Here is a 17,072-nt window from a genome sequence, read left to right as displayed (position 1 = left end):
CAATCACCGTAATCACGCCATGAAAAACCTGACCCGTTTCCCTTCCCGCCCGACCCTGGCCCGGCTCGCCGTACTGGCTGCCTTCGCCATGCCGATGGCCGGCCTGCAAGCGCAGGTCGTCGATGGCCAGCGCCTGGCCTATGACATCCCGGCCGGTCCGCTGGACCGCGTCCTGAACAACTTCGCCCGACGTGCCGGCGTGCTGCTGTCGTTCGACCCGGCCATCACGCATGACCGCCAGACTCCCGGCCTGTCCGGCCGTTACACCGTGGCCGAAGGCTTCACCATCCTGCTGGCAGGCTCCGGCTTGCAAGCGGTGAAGAACGCCGACGGCGGCTACGTATTGAGCACTGCGACAGTCGGCAGCAACAACAATGCCGTGCTGCCCACCGTCACCATCACCGAAAGCGCCGATCCCACCGCGCCCTACGCCGGCGGCCTGGTCGCACGCGGCGGCAGCCTGGGCGTGCTCGGTACGGCCAGCGTGATGGACACACCGTTCAGCACCACCAACTACACTTCCCAGGGTATTGAAGACGTACAGGCGCGCGCGATCGGCGACGTGATCGCCAATGACTCCTCGGTGCGCAACACCAACGGCAACGGCGGCTTCGGCGACAGCTACCAGATCCGCGGCTTCACGATGTCGGCCAACGACGTCGCATTCAACGGCCTGTACGGCATGGTGCCGCTGACCCGCATGCCGATCGCCATGGTCGAGCGCATCGAAGTGCTCAAAGGTCCGGGCACCCTGATGTACGGCATGGGTCCGGCCGGCGGCATCGGCGGCGCGGTCAACCTGGTCTCCAAGCGCGCGCACGAAGATCCGATTTCCAGCGTGACCGCGACCTACCTGTCCAATTCGCAGTTCGGCCTGAAGGGCGACATCGGTCGTCGTTTCGGCGAGAACCAGGAATGGGGCATCCGCGTCAATGCGCTGTACGCCGACGGCAACACCGGCCTGTCGGGCAGCAACCAGCAGCAAAGCATGGGTTCGGTCGGTCTCGACTACAACGGCGGCCGCGTACGCTGGAGCCTGGATGCCTACACCCAGCATGAGGACACCCGCAACTTCCGTCCACAGTTCAGCCTGGGCGCCGCCCTCACTGCAGTGCCGAAGGCGCCGTCGGGCGAAACCAACCTGTATCCAGGCAACACGATGTCGAGTGACGACAAGGCCGTCGCCACGCGTCTGGAATACGACATCGACAGCAACCTGACGGCGTATGGCGCAGTCGGTTACCACGTCGCACAATCGGCACAGAATTTCCCGCGCGCCACGATCACTTCCGTGCAGGGCGCCACCAGCGTGACCAACGGCTACTACGACCAGAAGGTGACATCCACCTCGGCCGACGTCGGCATGCGCGTGCGCTTCAACACCGCCGGCATCAAGCACACGGTGATCGCGGGCGCCAACATGCTCAATCAGCAGACCGACTATTTCTATCCTGCAGCGAGCGCGGCAGTCGCGTCCAACCTGTACAACCCGGTGCCCTTGCCGGCAATGACGGGCGTACGTGGAGATCCAACACCACGCAGCCAACAGCGCCTGACCAGTCTGGCGCTGACCGATACCATGTCGTTGCTCAATGACCGTCTGATTTTCATTGCCGGCCTGCGCCATCAGCAGGTTTACACGCATAGCCTGACCGACGCGACGCAGACCTCGAACAAGACGGCAATTTCGCCGGTGGTGGCCGTGGTCGTCAAGCCGGTCGAGAATCTGTCCCTGTACGCCAACTACACGGCGGCATTGACGGCGGGCAGCATTGTCCAGCCGCCGAATGTCAACCAGGGCCAGGCATTCCCGCCATCCAAGTCCAAGCAATATGAGACCGGCGCCAAGATGGACTGGGGCCGCATCACCACCACTGCGGCAGTGTTCCAGATCGAGCAACGGAACAACTCCACCCAACTGATCAACGGCTTGCAATATGCCACCCAGGATGGCCGTGCGCGCATCCGCGGCCTTGAACTGGCGGGCTACGGCGAACTGGTCCGGGGTCTGCGATTCAACGCCAGCGGCACCTTCTTCGACACCGAGCAATCGCACACCGCCGGCGGCACCAGCGACGGCCGGGAATTGGGCGCCGTGCCGAAGAACAACTTCAACCTGGGCCTGGATTGGGATACGCCATGGCTGACCGGACTGGCGTTGAATACCCGCGTCACCCGAACCGGCGCCACTCTGTACAGCAACACCAGCAACCTGAAGGTGCCGAGCTGGACGCGTACGGACATCGGCGCGCGCTACATCACCAAGGCGGCCGGCCAGGTTATCACCTACCGCGCCAACATCGAGAACGTGTTCGACAAGAACTACTGGGTGATGCAGAACGGTTATGTCGGCACGTCATCCGGCCGCACTTTCGTACTGTCGGCGCAAGTGGACTTCTGATCGGGAAATTGCTGCAGATCCGACGCTTTATCAGCCCGCCTTTTTTGGCGGGCTTTTTTTCGTCGGTTGTAATGGAATGATGGGATTGCTGATGCTGCTTTTTTAGCTCAGCGTTTTATTGAGTTTGGCCAGATCGGCCATCATGCGTTGGTATTCCGCGCTGGTGACCGAACAGCCGTGAGCAATCGCTTCACTGACGCGCAGACCGGCTTCGCGCATGGCTTCGCCGGCGGGGGTCAGGCTCAGCAGGACGTTGCGCTCATCGCGCGCGTCGCGGGCGCGGCTAATGAGGCCTTCGGCTTCAAGGCGCTTGATCAACGGCGTGACCGATCCCGAATCCTGCTGCAGGCGCTCCGCGACATCCTTCACACCGATCCCCTGCTCCTGCCACAGCACCACCATCACCAGGTATTGCGGATACGTGAGGTTCAGCGGCGCCAGCAACGGCTTGTAGAGTTGCGTCATCTTCAGCGAAGTGCTGTAGAGCGAAAAACACAGGTGCTGGTCGAGCGTGGGCGGGTTGAATTTGGCCATGGCGAAGAAGCTGCGAAAAATCGGAATCCCCTAGCCTAACGGCTCGCGGCCGCCAAGGCAAATCGCCCTGGCGGCCGCGGCTGCAGCGCGGGTGTTGTCGATTGACGCTGTTTAACGTTGGGCGGCGGCAAAAATCACTTCCGCGACCTTCTCAGGCTGCGACACCATCGGCACGTGGCTGGTCGCCAGCGTGGTTGTGGTGGCGTTGATCTTCTTCGCAAAAGCCTGTTCCAGTTCCGGCGAGATCATGCGGTCTTGCGACGACACGATGTAGTAGTTCGGCTTGTTGCGCCAGGCGGCGACGGTGGTCTTGTCGCCGAACGCCTTGGCGGCGATCGGCCCCTGGGTTGCGGCGATCAGTGCGGCCGTGGCAGGCGATACGTCTTGCGCAAAGTTCTTGGCGACCGAGTCAGCCGGCAGCCACAGATAGCCGCCCGCATCCTGTTGCAATGTAGCGATGCCGGCCGGCACGGCGTAATCCTTGCCCAGCGTGGCGGTGGCTTCGCCTTCCGACGGCGCGAACGCGGCGACGTAGACCAGCGCCTTGATCTTGTCACTGGTGCCGGCTTGCGTGATCACGGTGCCGCCCCAGGAATGGCCGACCAGCACGACCTTGCCGGTCTGGGCATCGACCACGCGCTGCGTGGCGGCGACATCATCGGCCAGCGAGCTGAGCGGATTTTGTACGGCGACGACTTTCAGGCCCTTGGCTTGCAGCAACGGAATGACTTTGTCCCAGCTGGAGCCGTCGGCGAAGGCGCCATGCACCAGCACGACGGTAGTGGCGTCGGCGGCCAAAGGCGCGGCTTGCACGCTGAATGCAGCGGCCGACAAGAGTGTGGAAGCGAGAACGGCGTTGGCGATAGTGGTCAGTTTCATGATGAGTCCTTTTTGGTTGAAGTCAGATAAAAGTCAGATAAATTAGTTAGCGCGCTAAGTAATAAAGTATTAAAAACGCGCTTCAAGAGGCACGGCGGGGACGACGGGATTAACTATAGCGAACAATTAATTAGCGCGCAATATAATTGTAAATAAATTTGAAACTACGGCAATTTACCCCTTGTTTGCTTTCCGGCAAGAACGCCCGCGTCTATCCGCCGCCGGCACCCCCGACGGTCGGCCGCGAGGATTGCGCAGGCTGCGCCATCTCAGTCATATAGCGTCCCGGCGACACCCCGACCGCCTTGCGGAACATCGTCACGAAGCTGCTGGCGCTTTCGTAGCCGAGATCAGCGGCGACCTGTTGAATGGAAGCGCCCTTCGCCAGCCATTGCACCGCCAGCACGATGGTGAACTGCTGGCGCCAGCGGCCGAAACTCATGCCGGTCTGCTGCGCGACCAGACGCGACAACGTACGCTCGCTCAGGCCGGCCCATTTGGCCCACGTCTCTATCGTCCCGCGTTCGGACGGCGTCGCCAGCATCATCCCGACTATCCCGCGCAGCCGTTCATCGACCGGCATCGGCAAATGCAGCGTGCTGATCGACGCGGCGTTGATTTCGTCGAACAACAGCGTCACCAGATGCGATTCCGTGCCGCCTTCGGGATACAGCGCCGGAAAACCGGCCGAGCGGATCAGCAACTCGCGCAGCAAGGCCGTCGCGGTAAATGTGCAGCAAGTCGAAGGCAGCTGTGAAGGAATGGCCGGATCAAGGAAAGCGTTATAACCCTCGATTGTCCCCTCGGCCTTGATCGCGTGCAGCATGTCGCAGGGAATCCAGATGGCGCTGTGCGGCGGCACCAGCCAGAGTCCGCCCGCCGCTTCGCATGTCAGCACGCCGCGCAGGCACAGCAGGATCTGTCCCTTCCGGTGCCGATGAAAGTCCAGCTCCAGCCGCCCGGTCGTCTCCATGGCGATGCCGAACGTGGTGATCGGACGAGGAATATCGTCGGGATCGATCCAGGTGGTCGGCGGCGGCAATTCGGGCCGGGGGAGTTCTGTCAGGATCGGCATGGCGAGAGCCCCCGTAACGTTTGATTGGCAAGAATACGAAATATATTGGCAAAGTTTAGCATTGCTGCCCATCGGCACCACCGATATGCTGACCTGAACAGGCAATGCCACCGCAATGCCAATCCAAAGTCACTCACCCCGCCCTCCATGACCGCCTCTTCGCACGCAACGACCACTACGACGCCACGCCAGACTGGCGGTTTCAGCAAAGCCCTGCTGCGCCTGTTCATGAAACGCGCCGTCATCGTCGCGACGGAGAATCTGGCCGGACAATTTCATTTGCTCACGCTGGAGAGTCCTGCATTCAGAGGAGTGGCATGGCAACCCGGCCAGAAAGTGCAGATAGCGATGGGATCCGCCTTTGTCGCGCGCACCTTCACTCCTGTCGAATGGCATGCCGCGACCGGCCGCACGCGCCTGCTCGGCTATGCGCATGGGGCAGGACCGGGCAGCGACTGGCTGCGCGAGGCCAGGAAAAACGATGAATGCGATGTGTTCGGGCCGCGCTCTTCACTCGATACGCGTGCGCTCACGGGGCCGGTGGTCATCTTTGGGGATGAAACCTCCATCGGACTCGCCTGTGCGCTGCAACACCGGCATCAGGAAACAGCTGTGCAAAGTTTCCTGGAAACCGATGATATGGACAGCGTCCGCGCCGTGGCGGCGCACCTCGGAATCGGCGGCCTCCACCTGTCGCAGAGGGTAGCGGGCGACGCGCATCTGCAGGCCATCGTTGAACAGCTCGCGGCGCTTGCCTCCACCGGTTCGACCTTCCTGCTGACCGGCAAGGCGCAGTCGATACAGCGGTTGCATCGCGGCCTGAAATCCACCGGCGTCCCCGGCGCGCGCATCCTGACCAAAGCCTATTGGGCGCCAGGCAAGACCGGTCTGGACTGAAACATTCTCACGACGGAGTTCCCCATGCCCGATCTCGACAGTCTCTATTCACCGCCTTCCGAAATGATCCGGAAGTCAGTGCTGCCACATCTGGTGCCGTTCCATGTCGCCTATATCGAGGCGGCAACATTCTTTTGCCTGGCCACGGGGCGACAGCAGGGACTGGACGCCTCGCCGCGCGGCGGCGAACCGGGCTTCGTTCACGTCCTCGATTCAAAGACGCTCGCCTTCGCCGACTGGCCCGGCAACAATCGCATCGAATCGCTGCGCAACCTGCAGGAAGACCCACGCGCCGCGCTGCTGTTCATCTTCCCGGGCCTCGATATCTTCATGCGCGTCAACGGCAACGCCACCGTCTGCACCGATCCCGATTTGCTCGCCACCCTGGGCGAATCCGGGAAAATACCCAAGACCGCCATCGTCATCCTGATCGATGAAGTGCTCTTCCATTGCGGCAAGGCAATCAACCGCGCACGGCTGTGGGCAGACGAATCGCGCCTCGACCGCGCGGCGCTGCCCAGCGTCGGCGCCATGAAAGCCTCGTTCACCGGCGCAGGCGAAGAACAGGCCAGGCTGGTGGATGAGCATTATTCCCGCAGCGTCAGGACCGATCTTTACTGAAACCCCGATGCCGGCATCAGGAGTTTCAACAAGCGTTTCAACAAGCGTTTCAACAAGCGTTTCAACAAGCGTTTCAACAAGCATTCCAACAACCGCCAAATCGGCAATTGACATGACCGCCTGACAACGACTACGCTGGTCCCGATGCAGTCTACCGGGGGAGGCAGTCATGACGGGGAGTCAATCGCGGCCGCTGACGTTGCCGGAGGTGATGGAGCACCATATCCAGTTCACCGAAAACGCCATCGCCATCTTCGATCCGGACGGCAACTTTGTCTTCCACAACCAGGCCTTCGTCAGGACCTTCGGGCTGGAAGCCGAGGCCATGGTGGGCTGGCATTCCGATGACTGGCTGACGTGGATGTACGTGCACCGCGGCGGCGTCAATATTGAATGGGATTCGCTGGAGGCGTGGTTGAATTACGTACACAGTGTCTCCCGCTCCAAACCATTCCGCCGTTTCGAGACCGACCTGATCGACGGCCGCTGGCTGCTGGTGAGCGAACAAATCTATTCGTCCGGACACCTGGTCCTGCATTGCGCGGATATCACTCTGCAAAAGAAGACCGAACGGGATCTGAAGGAAGCCATCGCCACCATCAAGCACATCGCGCAAACCGACGAGCTCACCGACCTCCCCAATCGGCGCCACGTATTGAGCCGGTTCCACGAAGAGCTGCTGCGCGCCGCGCGCTACAAACATGCGCTCTGCATCGGCATCCTCGACATCGATCATTTCAAGCGCGTCAACGACAAGTACGGACACCCCGTCGGCGATGCCGTGCTGCGGCACTTCTCAACGTTTCTGCGCACGCATCTGCGCGCCCAGGACATCGTCGGACGCCTGGGCGGCGAAGAGTTTGTCGTGATCTTTCCCGAGACCAAACTTGCTGATGCGATGTTCGTGCTCAACAGGATCATCGGCATGCTGCATACGGAATGCCTGGCGGAAATCGCACCCGATCTCTCTTATACATTTTCCGGCGGGCTGGCCTCCACCGAGGCAGGACAAGCGGATAACAGCGACCTGCTCCTGGCCAATGCGGACAACGCCTTGTACCAGGCAAAAAATGGCGGACGCGACAAGGTCGTCTGCTACCGGCATTGTGCCGACGCCCCGGCCCCTTTTTCCGTCCTCGGCGACGAACAGATGTCGGGATGAGATGATTTTCCTCACGTAGACTCCGCCTGCGCGGCCCGCCCATGCGCAAACGTCCGGCACCCGGCCGGACGTTTTTCTTTCCTGCAGAACGGAGCGATCAGAACAGCTTGGCGATACGGAAGTTGATGCGGTTGCGCTCCTTCAGGCCGTTGTCGACGGCGACATCCTGGCCGTACTGGAACTGCACCTGCGTGCTCGGATTGATGAAGCTGGTGACGGTCAGGCGGGCATATTGCGTGTTGAGCTTGTCGCCCTGCTTGACGCCGTTGACCTCGGTCTCGCCGCCGCGCACGCTGCCGAAGCCGACCGACAAGGCGGTGGCGGCCGACAGGTTGTAGCGCAAATGCGCCTGCGCCTCATAGCGCGGCGCCTGCTTCATGGTGGCGTGCGCCGGTGTGAAGTCGGTGTTGTTGCCGTTGATCGTCACGTCGCCCACCAGGTCGAGCGCCCAGTCGGCGTTGAAATGGCGGATGTAGGCCAGCTGGAACAAGGCCTTCCAACGGTTCTCCCCGAGGTTCAACAGCTTGTTGCTGTCGTAGTTGCCGGTCGGCAGATACAGATAGGGGCCTATGCTGATGACGTCGCGCGTGGTCTGGTCGAGGATGAACTTGACCGGCGCGCCCAGGATCAGGTCGCCGGTGCCGCTGGCGTTGCCGAGCACGGAGGCATCGCCGTTGGTGCGCAGCGTGCCGAACGGCAGGATGAACTGCGGGTCGAGCACGGCGCTCTCGGAAAGTTTGACGACGTGAATGTAACGCGCCAGCGCCACGTTGGACGTCAGCCCGAAGTTGCCGGATACCTTGTTGCCATGCACGTAGGAATCCTCGCGTTCGGCATACTGGTAGTACAGCATCGCGATGTTGGCGCCGGCGGGGTAGGCTTCATAGTCGCCGGCGGTTACCTCCAGCGCAGAGGCAGATTGTGACAGCGACAGCGCATAGAGCAGGCTGGCGGCGAGCACCGCGCGCCAGATGCCGGTGCCATTGCCTGTACATTGCGGCGGATGGTCCTGGTACGATGAATACATCTGATCTTTCTTGCTACCCGAATTTTTTGTAAACATGGTTCTCTCCCTGAATAGTAGTAAGGACATGACGGTGAAACTACAGATGCGATACCGATGAATCAGTCGGCGACGGCATTCATCAGGCCGGTGCGTGCATGGCAATTGAGGTATTCGTAGTCCTGCTCCTGCGGCTTGAGGATCGACACTTCGTGGTAGACCGCGAGCTTGAGCTGGAACTGCAGCGCCTGCACCATGCGCATGAAGGTGGCGAAGATCTCCACGTGGGTGGGATGCGACTCCGACCAGCGCTCCATGTCGGCCAGCGAGCGCCAGTAGCTGACGCCGAAACTCTTTTCCAGCGGTTTTCCCTGCGCGTCGACGTGCGTCATGTAGCGGTTGCTGTAGCAACCGATGCTGCGGCCTTCGTCGCGCAGAAACTTCATGCCCGCGGCCAGCACCGGCTCCATCTCGTCGAGATACAGCTGGCGTTCGAGGCCGTCGGTGTCGGTCCATTCCTGCCCGGAGCGAATGATCGCGACGTTGTCGTGGCCGGCGAGCTTGACGCGCTTACCGAAGCCGGGCGTACCGCTCGTCACCTGCACCTGCCCTTCTGCCACCAATGCATCGGTCTGCGCCAGCGGAATGCGGTCGCGCATCGAGCCCCAATAGCCGTGCTCCTGGAACTCGCCGCTCAATCCTCCCATGACGACGCCGACGCCTTCAAGGTGATTGGGCGTGTTGAACATGGTTTCAAAATGTTCGATGCGCGGCGTCAGTATTTCGCGGAAATAGCCGATGCCGTCCTGCAGCCGCTGTTGGTCGTTCCACCACGACGACACCGCCAGGCTGTCGCGCCAGCGCAGATAGGCGGCGGGCTCGCTCCAGTAGGCGATGGCAATCATGTTGTCGTAGCCCTCGGCGTCGACGTAGTGCGTCAGATCGTGATGGCCGGGGCCGTCCGTCACGGCAAAGCCGGCGACGATCTGCGCGAGCGCACGGCAGGCCTTGCCGTGCTGTTCCCTGCCCTTGGATTGCACGCCGAAATAGCCCATTACCACTTGGGTGACGGCGCCATCGGCGCGCGACGTCCAGCAGGGATATGGCGGCGCGTAGCCGTCTTCGATACGCCGGGTTCGGGTGCGCGGGCATTGCAGGTGTGGGGCGATTGCTGATTCCATGAAGTGCTCCTGTTCGGATCGGAAGGAAATATCGGTTGCTGGCGGTTTGTTACTGAACCGTCACGGGTGGAGATACTGGCGGGGCGGCCTCATCGTCGATGCGCTCCTGCTGGTCCAGCGGCAGAGAGAAATATTCGACCGGCGCCGCCTTGCGCTTGTTGAGCAGCAGGCGCGTGACATCCGGACGGGCGTAATGGCCGGCCGGGTCGGCCACCGACTTGGCGACGTTGATGGCGCTGAAATCGAGCTCGGCAATCAGCAGGCCTTCCTGGTCCGGCGGCAGCTTGTCGCACAAGGGCGCGCCATCCGGTCCATAGATCACGGCATGGCCGCCGCCGGCATGCAGCAGCTGGTGTTTGTCGTCGGTATCGCACAGCAGCGAGATCATCTCCGGCGACACCGTGGCGCACGGCGCGATCACGAAACAGGAACCCTCCACCGCGTAGATGCGGCTGGCGGCATTGTTGACCTCGGCACCGAGCGCATGCGCGAACGGATCGTAGATCGAGAAGCTGGGCCAGGCGGCGACGTGGATCTGCTCGTTCTGCGCATACATGGCGTACTTGGACAAAGGTTGCAGATGCTCCCAGCAACACAGTGCGCCCAGACGGCCGATGTCAAGATCGTGCACCGCCAGATCGCTGCCGTCGCCCTCGCCGAACACGGTGCGCTCGACATGGGTCGGCTTGAGCTTGCGGCGGCGCGCCACATCCTTGCCATCCGGGCCGATGATCCATTGCCCGATATACAGCGTGCTGCCGCTGCGCTCGGACAGGCCCATGACGACGTACATGCGGTTGCGCCGGGCGGCGGCACGCAGTTGTTCAGCTTCGGCACTGTCGTAACGCAGCGAGTTGTCGACGTAGCTGCTGACGAAGCCGCGCATGATGGCCCAGGCCGGCGTTCCTATCCAGGTCCAGAACGGATAGCCGGGCAACCAGGTTTCGGGAAAGGCGATCAGCTGCACGCCGGCGGCGGCGGCTTCATCGATCAGTTGCACCGATTTGTCGATGCCGCCCTGCAGGTCGAGAAATGCGGGAGCGGCCTGCACTGCCGCCACTTTCAGTGTGACGGGGTGCTTGCTTGATGAGGACATGCGTTTCTCCAACAATAAATCCACGATGAAAGATGCAGCTGAGACATGACGCATGCCGCAACTGCGCTTGCACGGCCGGTGAAGCAGCCGTCGAAGCGCAGTATGTGGACAAGCCCGGCATGCGTCTTGCTCAGGACGGCAGTGGACTTGACTGAAACGGAGATGGCGCGCTTTACAGTTGCGCAAAGCCGGGAGTATTGTCTGCATGTCAGATGCGGCAAGGATTTGCGGCGCATGCGTATTGATGGACGGCATCAGTCTCCGGACATCAGGCGAGACACTCAGAGGGACAACAAGGCGACACGGGGGAGGCCCGGTAAAGATGAACCCAAAGCTGCATCCGGAAACTGTTTCCGCCGCATCGCTCGGCGGCGCCGTCGCGCTGTCCACAGACGGCTTGCTGCCGCATGAACGGGTGGAGTATTGGCGGGAAATGGTGTGCAGGCGTTTTGCCGAAGTACAGATCTCGTCACGCCTGGGCCGTGATTTTTCCGGAGAAATGCTGACGCATCAATATGGCCCGTTGCGCGTCACGAACGTGGTCGCCAAGGCGCAGTCGGTGTCGCGCGTGGCCCGGCAAGCCAAAACCGAGAGCGAGGATTGCTACTTCGCGGTCATCCTGCTGGCCGGTTGCGAATTCCTGGAACAGGACGGCCGCGAAGCGCGTCTGCGGCCCGGCGACATCTCGATCTACGATGCGACACTGCCGCACAACCTGATCTTCCCGGAAGACTTCAAGAAGCTGATCATTCAGATTCCGCGCCATGAACTCGGCAAACGCGTCACCGGTCTGGACCGCTCCACCGCGCTGACGATCCCGGGGGGCGACGGCGCCGGCGCCATCGCCTCGGGTTTCTTTCGTTCGCTGGCCGGCCACTCCGCGCAACTCAACGATCAACAGCGCACCGGCCTGTCGGAACAGGCGCTGGACCTGTTGTCGCTGGCGCTGGCGTCGGTGGCGCCGGTCAATCTGAGCCTGTCGCGCAGCCGCCCTTTTTCGCTGGCGCGGGTCAAGAGTTTCATCGACAGCCAGCTGGGAAACTGCGAACTCGACAGCAACATGGTCGCTCAAGGCGCCGGCTTGTCGCCGCGCTACGTGAACCAGCTGTTCGAGGAGGAAGGCACGTCGCTGATGCGCTATGTCCTGCGCTGCCGTCTGGATCGCTGCCGCGCGGACATGCTGAACCGGAACAGCCCGGACCTGCGCGTCTACGATATCGCGCTGCGCTGGGGTTTCAACGACGCCTCGCATTTCAGCAGATCGTTCCGCAATCAGTTCGGGATCGGACCGCGTGACTTTTGCGCTTCGCAGTTGAAGAAATGAGCGTGCCTGCGGCGTGGGAAACGACGCTGCAGGCCGGATCCGCCCTTCCCGCCTCAAATGCCCCGACGCCGCTCTTGCCCGAGTTCAACATGCGAAACAATTTGACTAGTGCATATGCACATGATAAGGTCTGCACATGGACACTACTCCTTCACTGACGGACTGCAATTTGTTCGCAACCAAACAGGCTGCGCGGTTCATTACGCAGCTGTATGAGCGTCATCTCGCCACGGTCAATGTCACCAGTTCGCAAGTAACGATCCTGGCGGTGATTTATGAGCGCCCCGAGATCACGATGACGGAATTGTCGGAAATGGTCGTGATGGATCGCACCAGCCTGGTCCGTGCCATCCAGCCCTTGAGCCGCGATGGATACGTTGTGCAACAGTCGGAGGCCGGATCGAGGAAAATCAGCCTGTCGCTTTCCAAAGCAGGTTCGAGGAAATTCCTCGATGCCCTCCCGCATTGGCGTGCGGCTCAGAAAGAGTATGAAGAACTGGTCGGCAAGGATCGCGCCAAATTACTGCGGCAGGAGTTGCTCGCGGTAACTCAACGCTGAGGACAAAGCGCTGAATTACCGCGCTGAATCACCGCATTAAAATCCAGTTAAAAGGCATCAGGTTCATGGCGAGGCACTGTCCTCGCTATTTTTTAACACCATAAAGTGCATATGCACATTTAATTGATTAATCAGCGAGGGGTTTCATGGGAATCAACAATAAATATCTGGGCATGGCGCTGTCAGGCGCATTGATCGCAACACTTGCCGCCTGCAGCAAACCAGCGCCGCCTCCGGCGACAACGCCCAAAGTTGCCTCCTTTACCGTGCAAAACGTGGAACATGATTCCGCCAGCTACACCGGCGTCGTGCATGCACGCACCGAGAGCAATCTGGGGTTCCGGGTGCCGGGCAAGATCGTGGAACGCCTGGTCGATCCCGGCGAATTGGTCAAGCGCGGCCAGGCCTTGTTCAAGCTCGACAGCACCGACTACACCCTGGCGCAACATGCAGCGCGTTCCGCCGTGATCGCGGCCGAAGCACGCGACGTGCAAGCCCAGGCGGATGAAGTGCGCCTGCGCAAGCTGCTCAGCTCCGGCGCCGTTTCCAGGCAGGCGTATGAGCAAAGCAAGGCGCTCGCGGATTCCACCAAGGCGCAACTCGATGCCGAACGGGCCCGCGCCGGCCAGGTTGAAAATCAATCCGACTACTCCGTCCTGCGCGCCGATGCCGAAGGCGTCGTCATGGACGTCCTGGCCGATGCCGGACAAGTGATCAGCGCAGGGCAGACGATCGTGCGACTGGCGCAGAAAGGTCCGCGCGAAGCGGTCGTCAGCATCCCCGAGAACGGCCTCGGCCAGGCGCGCCGCCAGGCCAGCGCTGCACTCTACACCGACGACACTCAAAAATTCCCGGCAAAGCTGAGAGAGCTCTCGGCCATGGCCGATCCCCTCACCCGCACTTACCAGGCGCGCTATGTCCTGTCCGGCAAAGGAGAACAGGCGCCGCTGGGTTCGACAGTCACCATCCGGCTTACCGGTGACGCCTCGGCAAGCGAGCAGACCGAAGTTCCGATCGGCGCACTGATCGACAAGGGTCATGGCGCGAGCGTCTGGCTGATCGAAAAACAAACCCAGGTCGTCAAACTGGTCCCCGTGACGGTAGTCCGCCTCGGTGAAGAATTCGCCGCCATCGGTGCAGGCTTGAAGTCGGGCGATGTGATCGTCGCCTATGGTACACATCTGCTGAAGGCCGGCGACAAGGTGTCGACGCTGCCGGCTACACGTACGGGTGGTGCGTCATGAGCGGCTTCAATCTTTCCGCTTTCGGCGTAAGGGAACGCGCGGTCACGCTGTTCCTGATCATCGCGATCGCCGTTGCCGGCGCCTTCGCCTTCATCAAGCTGGGGCGTGCGGAAGACCCCAGCTTCACCGTCAAGATCATGACCGTGACCGCGCTGTGGCCAGGTGCCACCGCCAAGGAAATGCAGCAGCAAGTCGGCGACCGCCTGGAAAAGCGCCTGCAGGAACTGGAGTCCTACGATCGCGTGGAAACCGCCGCACGGCCAGGTCTGATCACGATGAAACTGTTCCTCAAGGATTCGACGCTGCCCGCGCTGGTGCCGGAACAGTTTTACCAGGCCCGCAAGAAACTGGGCGACGAGGTCATCAACATGCCGCGCGGCGCCATTGGCCCGGTCATCAATGATGAATACTCGGATGTCTATTTCACGCTGTTTTCACTCAACGCACCAGGCCTGCCGCACCGCCAGTTGGTGACGGAAGCCGAAATCCTGCGCCAGCAATTGCTGCACGTGGACGGCGTCCAGAAGGTCAATATCCTCGGCGAGCAACAACAAAAAATCTACGTCGACATTTCCAATCAACGTCTCGCCACGCTGGGCGTCAAGGCGCAAGCCATCTTCGACGCGCTCAATCGCCAGAACGACATGACGCCATCCGGCTTTGTCGAAACCGCCGGCCCGCGCGTGTACCTTCGCGTGGACGGTGCAATCAACAACATCGAGGCGGTCAAGGCGATTCCCGTCGTCGCCGGTGGCCGCAGCTTCAAACTGGGCGACATTGCCGACGTCAAGCGCGGCTATGAAGACCCCAAGTCTTTCCTGGTACGCATCCAGGATGAACCGTCGCTGATGCTGGCTGTGGTCATGAAGAAGGGCTTCAACGGACTGACGCTGGGCAAATCCCTGACAAAAGAACGTGACCTGATTCAGGCTTCGCTGCCGCTGGGCATGTCGCTGACCAAGGTGTCAGACCAGGCGCTGGCCATTGAAGCGGCGATCGATGAATTCATGATCAAGTTCGTCATGGCGCTGGCCGTGGTCATCATCGTCAGCCTGGTGACGCTGGGCTTCCGGGTCGGCGTCGTCGTCGCGGCGGCGGTACCGCTCACGCTGTCGGCGGTGTTCATCATCATGCTGGCGACCGGTCGCGACTTCGACCGCATCACGCTGGGCGCACTCATCCTTTCACTGGGCTTGCTGGTCGATGACGCCATCATCGCGATCGAGATGATGGTCGTGAAAATGGAAGAAGGCATGGACCGGATTTCCGCCGCAACCTACGCCTGGGGCGCCACCGCCGCGCCAATGGCGTCCGGCACGCTGGTGACCATCATCGGTTTTCTGCCGGTCGGCTTCGCCAGGTCCACGGCCGGTGAATATGCCGGCAACATCTTCTGGGTCGTGGCGTTTTCGCTGATCACGTCGTGGTTTGTCGCGGTCCTCTTCATTCCGTACCTGGGCGTCAAGATGCTGCCGAATATTCCGGTGCATGCCGGCGGACAGGATGCCATCTACGCCACCAAAAACTATCAGCGCTTCCGCGCATTGGTGCGCTGGTGCGTCGACAAGAAATGGATCACCGCCGCGGTCACCATCGGCGTGTTTGCCGCCGCCATTTTCGGCATGGGCTTCGTGCAGAAGCAGTTCTTCCCCAATTCGGAACGGCCGGAGCTGACCATCGAAGTCAACCTGCCGCCCGGCAGCGCGTTCAGCGCCACCGATGCCACCGTCAGGAAGATAGAAGAAGCGCTGCACAAGGAACCTGAAGCAAAAATCGTCTCGAGCTACATCGGCCAGGGCGCCCCGCGCTTCTTCCTCTCGGTCAATCCCGAGCTGCCCAATCCGGCTTTCGCACAACTGATCGTGTTGACCGACAACGCCAAGGACCGCGACGCCCTCAAAGCCAGGTTCAGCAAGATGATCGCCGACGGCAAGTTCGCCAATGCCCGCGTACGGGTGAGCCAGTTCGTGTTCGGCCCGCCGGTGCCGTTCCCGGTCCTGTTCCGCGTCGTCGGACCGGACCTCAATACCGTGCGCGACATCGCCTTCAAGGTCAGGGACGTGGTGCAGAGCAATCCCGACACCCGCGACGTGCATCTGGACTGGGGCGACCGGACGCAGACCTTGCGTCTGGAACTGGATCAGGAACGCCTGCGCCAGGTCGGTCTCAATCCGCGCGATGCCGCCCTGCAACTGCAATCGATCCTCAACGGCGCCTCGACCACGCAGGTCAGGGACGGCCTGCGCATTGTCGACGTGATGGTGCGGGGTGTGAAACGCGACCGCACCAGCCTGGCGGAAATCGGCAACCTGACGCTGACGACCCAGGACGGCGTTGCGATTCCGCTGTCGCAGGTCAGTAAGCTGTCGTCGAACGTCGAAGACGCCGTATTGAAACGCTATAACCGCGAGCTCTATATCGCCGTGCAGGGCGACGTGCGCGACGGCGTGCAACCGCCCGACGTCACGCACGCCATCCTGCCAAAACTAGATGCGATCAAGGCTGCATTGCCGGCCGGCTATCACATCGATACCGGCGGTTCGGTGGAAGAAAGCGCCAAGGCCGACGTCGCATTGGCCGCGATGTTCCCGCTGATGATCATCCTGATGCTGGCCGTGATCATGTTCCAGGTCCGCTCCTTTGCCACCATGTGGATGGTCTTCGCCACCGCGCCGCTGGGGCTGGTCGGTGCCGTGCCAACATTGCTGATCTTCCACCAGCCGTTCGGATTCAACGCCATCCTCGGCCTGATCGGCCTGGCCGGCATCCTGATCCGCAACACGCTGATTCTGGTGGACCAGATCCGCAGCGACCTGGCGTCCGGCATGACGCCGTATGAAGCGGTGATCGAGTCGACCGTGCGTCGCGCACGTCCGGTCATCCTCACGGCAGTGGCCGCCATGCTGGCCTTCATTCCACTGACGCATTCCTCGTTCTGGGGTCCCCTGGCCTATGTCCTGATCGGCGGCGTCGGCGTCGGCACGGTCCTCACGCTGCTGTTCCTGCCGGCCTTGTACGCCATCTGGTTCAAGGTGAAACGCCCGGCCGCATCCGCCCATCCAGCCGGCATCAGCCACTCCCCTATTTGAGGCAAGC

Annotated in this window: 14 protein-coding genes; 8 read left to right on the top strand and 6 right to left on the bottom strand. The window is 61.6% G+C overall.

Translation table 11 applies throughout. The features are described from left to right. The first annotated feature begins 19 nt into the window (after positions 1-19). Positions 20-2,401 carry a TonB-dependent siderophore receptor gene (locus ACIROY_RS15875; RefSeq protein ID WP_402342371.1) on the top strand — a complete coding sequence of 794 codons (2,382 nt, stop codon included), beginning with the start codon at positions 20-22 and terminating at the stop codon, positions 2,399-2,401. A gap of 102 nt (positions 2,402-2,503) precedes the next feature. Here the strand turns inward: ACIROY_RS15875 and ACIROY_RS15870 are convergent, their stop codons facing one another. The 3 genes from ACIROY_RS15870 to ACIROY_RS15860 all read right to left on the bottom strand — a co-directional run bounded on the left by ACIROY_RS15870 (position 2,504) and on the right by ACIROY_RS15860 (position 4,889). Beyond that, a complete protein-coding gene (locus tag ACIROY_RS15870; RefSeq protein WP_402342370.1) occupies positions 2,504-2,935 on the bottom strand; it encodes a MarR family winged helix-turn-helix transcriptional regulator in 432 nt (143 codons plus the stop codon). A gap of 111 nt (positions 2,936-3,046) precedes the next feature. Next, complete coding sequence (locus ACIROY_RS15865; protein WP_116435034.1) at positions 3,047-3,814, bottom strand: alpha/beta fold hydrolase; 768 nt, start codon at positions 3,812-3,814, stop codon at positions 3,047-3,049. Positions 3,815-4,025: 211 nt separating this feature from the next. Continuing rightward, positions 4,026-4,889, bottom strand: a complete 864-nt coding sequence (locus ACIROY_RS15860) for an AraC family transcriptional regulator (protein ID WP_402342368.1) — start codon at positions 4,887-4,889, stop codon at positions 4,026-4,028. Positions 4,890-5,036: 147 nt separating this feature from the next. On the opposite strand from ACIROY_RS15860, the gene ACIROY_RS15855 reads away from it, so the two are divergent. The 3 genes from ACIROY_RS15855 (at position 5,037) to ACIROY_RS15845 (ending at position 7,569) form a co-directional block, all read left to right on the top strand. After that, positions 5,037-5,786, top strand: coding sequence for a siderophore-interacting protein (locus ACIROY_RS15855; RefSeq protein WP_402342366.1), 750 nt, complete (start codon positions 5,037-5,039; stop codon positions 5,784-5,786). 24 nt (positions 5,787-5,810) lie between these two features. Then, complete coding sequence (locus tag ACIROY_RS15850) at positions 5,811-6,407, top strand: MSMEG_1061 family FMN-dependent PPOX-type flavoprotein (protein ID WP_402342364.1); 597 nt, start codon at positions 5,811-5,813, stop codon at positions 6,405-6,407. A 169-nt stretch (positions 6,408-6,576) separates the two neighbouring features. Beyond that, positions 6,577-7,569 carry a diguanylate cyclase gene (locus ACIROY_RS15845; RefSeq protein WP_402342362.1) on the top strand — a complete coding sequence of 331 codons (993 nt, stop codon included), beginning with the start codon at positions 6,577-6,579 and terminating at the stop codon, positions 7,567-7,569. Positions 7,570-7,666: 97 nt separating this feature from the next. Here ACIROY_RS15845 and ACIROY_RS15840 read toward each other — a convergent pair whose 3' ends face one another. From ACIROY_RS15840 to ACIROY_RS15830, 3 genes are all read right to left on the bottom strand, one after another. Then, entirely contained in the window at positions 7,667-8,632 is a 966-nt protein-coding gene (locus tag ACIROY_RS15840) for a transporter (protein ID WP_402342361.1), read from the bottom strand. 62 nt (positions 8,633-8,694) lie between these two features. After that, positions 8,695-9,753 carry a phenylacetaldoxime dehydratase family protein gene (locus ACIROY_RS15835; RefSeq protein ID WP_402342359.1) on the bottom strand — a complete coding sequence of 353 codons (1,059 nt, stop codon included), beginning with the start codon at positions 9,751-9,753 and terminating at the stop codon, positions 8,695-8,697. Between the two features lie 49 nt (positions 9,754-9,802). Next, positions 9,803-10,849, bottom strand: a complete 1,047-nt coding sequence (locus tag ACIROY_RS15830) for a carbon-nitrogen hydrolase family protein (protein WP_402276094.1) — start codon at positions 10,847-10,849, stop codon at positions 9,803-9,805. Between the two features lie 322 nt (positions 10,850-11,171). On the opposite strand from ACIROY_RS15830, the gene ACIROY_RS15825 reads away from it, so the two are divergent. From ACIROY_RS15825 to ACIROY_RS15810, 4 genes are all read left to right on the top strand, one after another. Continuing rightward, on the top strand, positions 11,172-12,173 hold the full coding sequence (locus ACIROY_RS15825) for a helix-turn-helix domain-containing protein (protein ID WP_402342357.1): 1,002 nt from the start codon (positions 11,172-11,174) through the stop codon (positions 12,171-12,173). 136 nt (positions 12,174-12,309) lie between these two features. Further along, entirely contained in the window at positions 12,310-12,732 is a 423-nt protein-coding gene (locus ACIROY_RS15820; protein ID WP_402276088.1) for a MarR family winged helix-turn-helix transcriptional regulator, read from the top strand. 146 nt (positions 12,733-12,878) lie between these two features. Next, positions 12,879-13,976, top strand: a complete 1,098-nt coding sequence (locus tag ACIROY_RS15815) for an efflux RND transporter periplasmic adaptor subunit (RefSeq protein ID WP_402342355.1) — start codon at positions 12,879-12,881, stop codon at positions 13,974-13,976. Continuing rightward, on the top strand, positions 13,973-17,065 hold the full coding sequence (locus ACIROY_RS15810; protein ID WP_402342354.1) for an efflux RND transporter permease subunit: 3,093 nt from the start codon (positions 13,973-13,975) through the stop codon (positions 17,063-17,065). Before ACIROY_RS15815 ends, ACIROY_RS15810 begins: the two co-directional genes overlap by 4 nt. Positions 17,066-17,072: the final 7 nt, after the last annotated feature.

The organism is Herbaspirillum sp. NPDC101396, from assembly GCF_044767365.1.
Classification (GTDB): Bacteria; Pseudomonadota; Gammaproteobacteria; order Burkholderiales; family Burkholderiaceae_D; genus Herbaspirillum.
The sequence above is the reverse complement of the archived record's forward strand: the minus strand, read 5'-3'. Positions and strand labels throughout refer to the sequence as shown.

Bases quoted from the DNA above. Each gene is read 5' to 3' on its own strand.
- ACIROY_RS15875 (WP_402342371.1), top strand. From the start codon at position 20: ATGAAAAACCTGACCCGTTTCCCTTCCCGCCCGACCCTGGCCCGGCTC.
- ACIROY_RS15870 (WP_402342370.1), bottom strand. From the start codon at position 2,935: ATGGCCAAATTCAACCCGCCCACGCTCGACCAGCACCTGTGTTTTTCG.
- ACIROY_RS15865 (WP_116435034.1), bottom strand. From the start codon at position 3,814: ATGAAACTGACCACTATCGCCAACGCCGTTCTCGCTTCCACACTCTTG.
- ACIROY_RS15860 (WP_402342368.1), bottom strand. From the start codon at position 4,889: ATGCCGATCCTGACAGAACTCCCCCGGCCCGAATTGCCGCCGCCGACC.
- ACIROY_RS15855 (WP_402342366.1), top strand. From the start codon at position 5,037: ATGACCGCCTCTTCGCACGCAACGACCACTACGACGCCACGCCAGACT.
- ACIROY_RS15850 (WP_402342364.1), top strand. From the start codon at position 5,811: ATGCCCGATCTCGACAGTCTCTATTCACCGCCTTCCGAAATGATCCGG.
- ACIROY_RS15845 (WP_402342362.1), top strand. From the start codon at position 6,577: ATGACGGGGAGTCAATCGCGGCCGCTGACGTTGCCGGAGGTGATGGAG.
- ACIROY_RS15840 (WP_402342361.1), bottom strand. From the start codon at position 8,632: ATGTTTACAAAAAATTCGGGTAGCAAGAAAGATCAGATGTATTCATCG.
- ACIROY_RS15835 (WP_402342359.1), bottom strand. From the start codon at position 9,753: ATGGAATCAGCAATCGCCCCACACCTGCAATGCCCGCGCACCCGAACC.
- ACIROY_RS15830 (WP_402276094.1), bottom strand. From the start codon at position 10,849: ATGTCCTCATCAAGCAAGCACCCCGTCACACTGAAAGTGGCGGCAGTG.
- ACIROY_RS15825 (WP_402342357.1), top strand. From the start codon at position 11,172: ATGAACCCAAAGCTGCATCCGGAAACTGTTTCCGCCGCATCGCTCGGC.
- ACIROY_RS15820 (WP_402276088.1), top strand. From the start codon at position 12,310: ATGGACACTACTCCTTCACTGACGGACTGCAATTTGTTCGCAACCAAA.
- ACIROY_RS15815 (WP_402342355.1), top strand. From the start codon at position 12,879: ATGGGAATCAACAATAAATATCTGGGCATGGCGCTGTCAGGCGCATTG.
- ACIROY_RS15810 (WP_402342354.1), top strand. From the start codon at position 13,973: ATGAGCGGCTTCAATCTTTCCGCTTTCGGCGTAAGGGAACGCGCGGTC.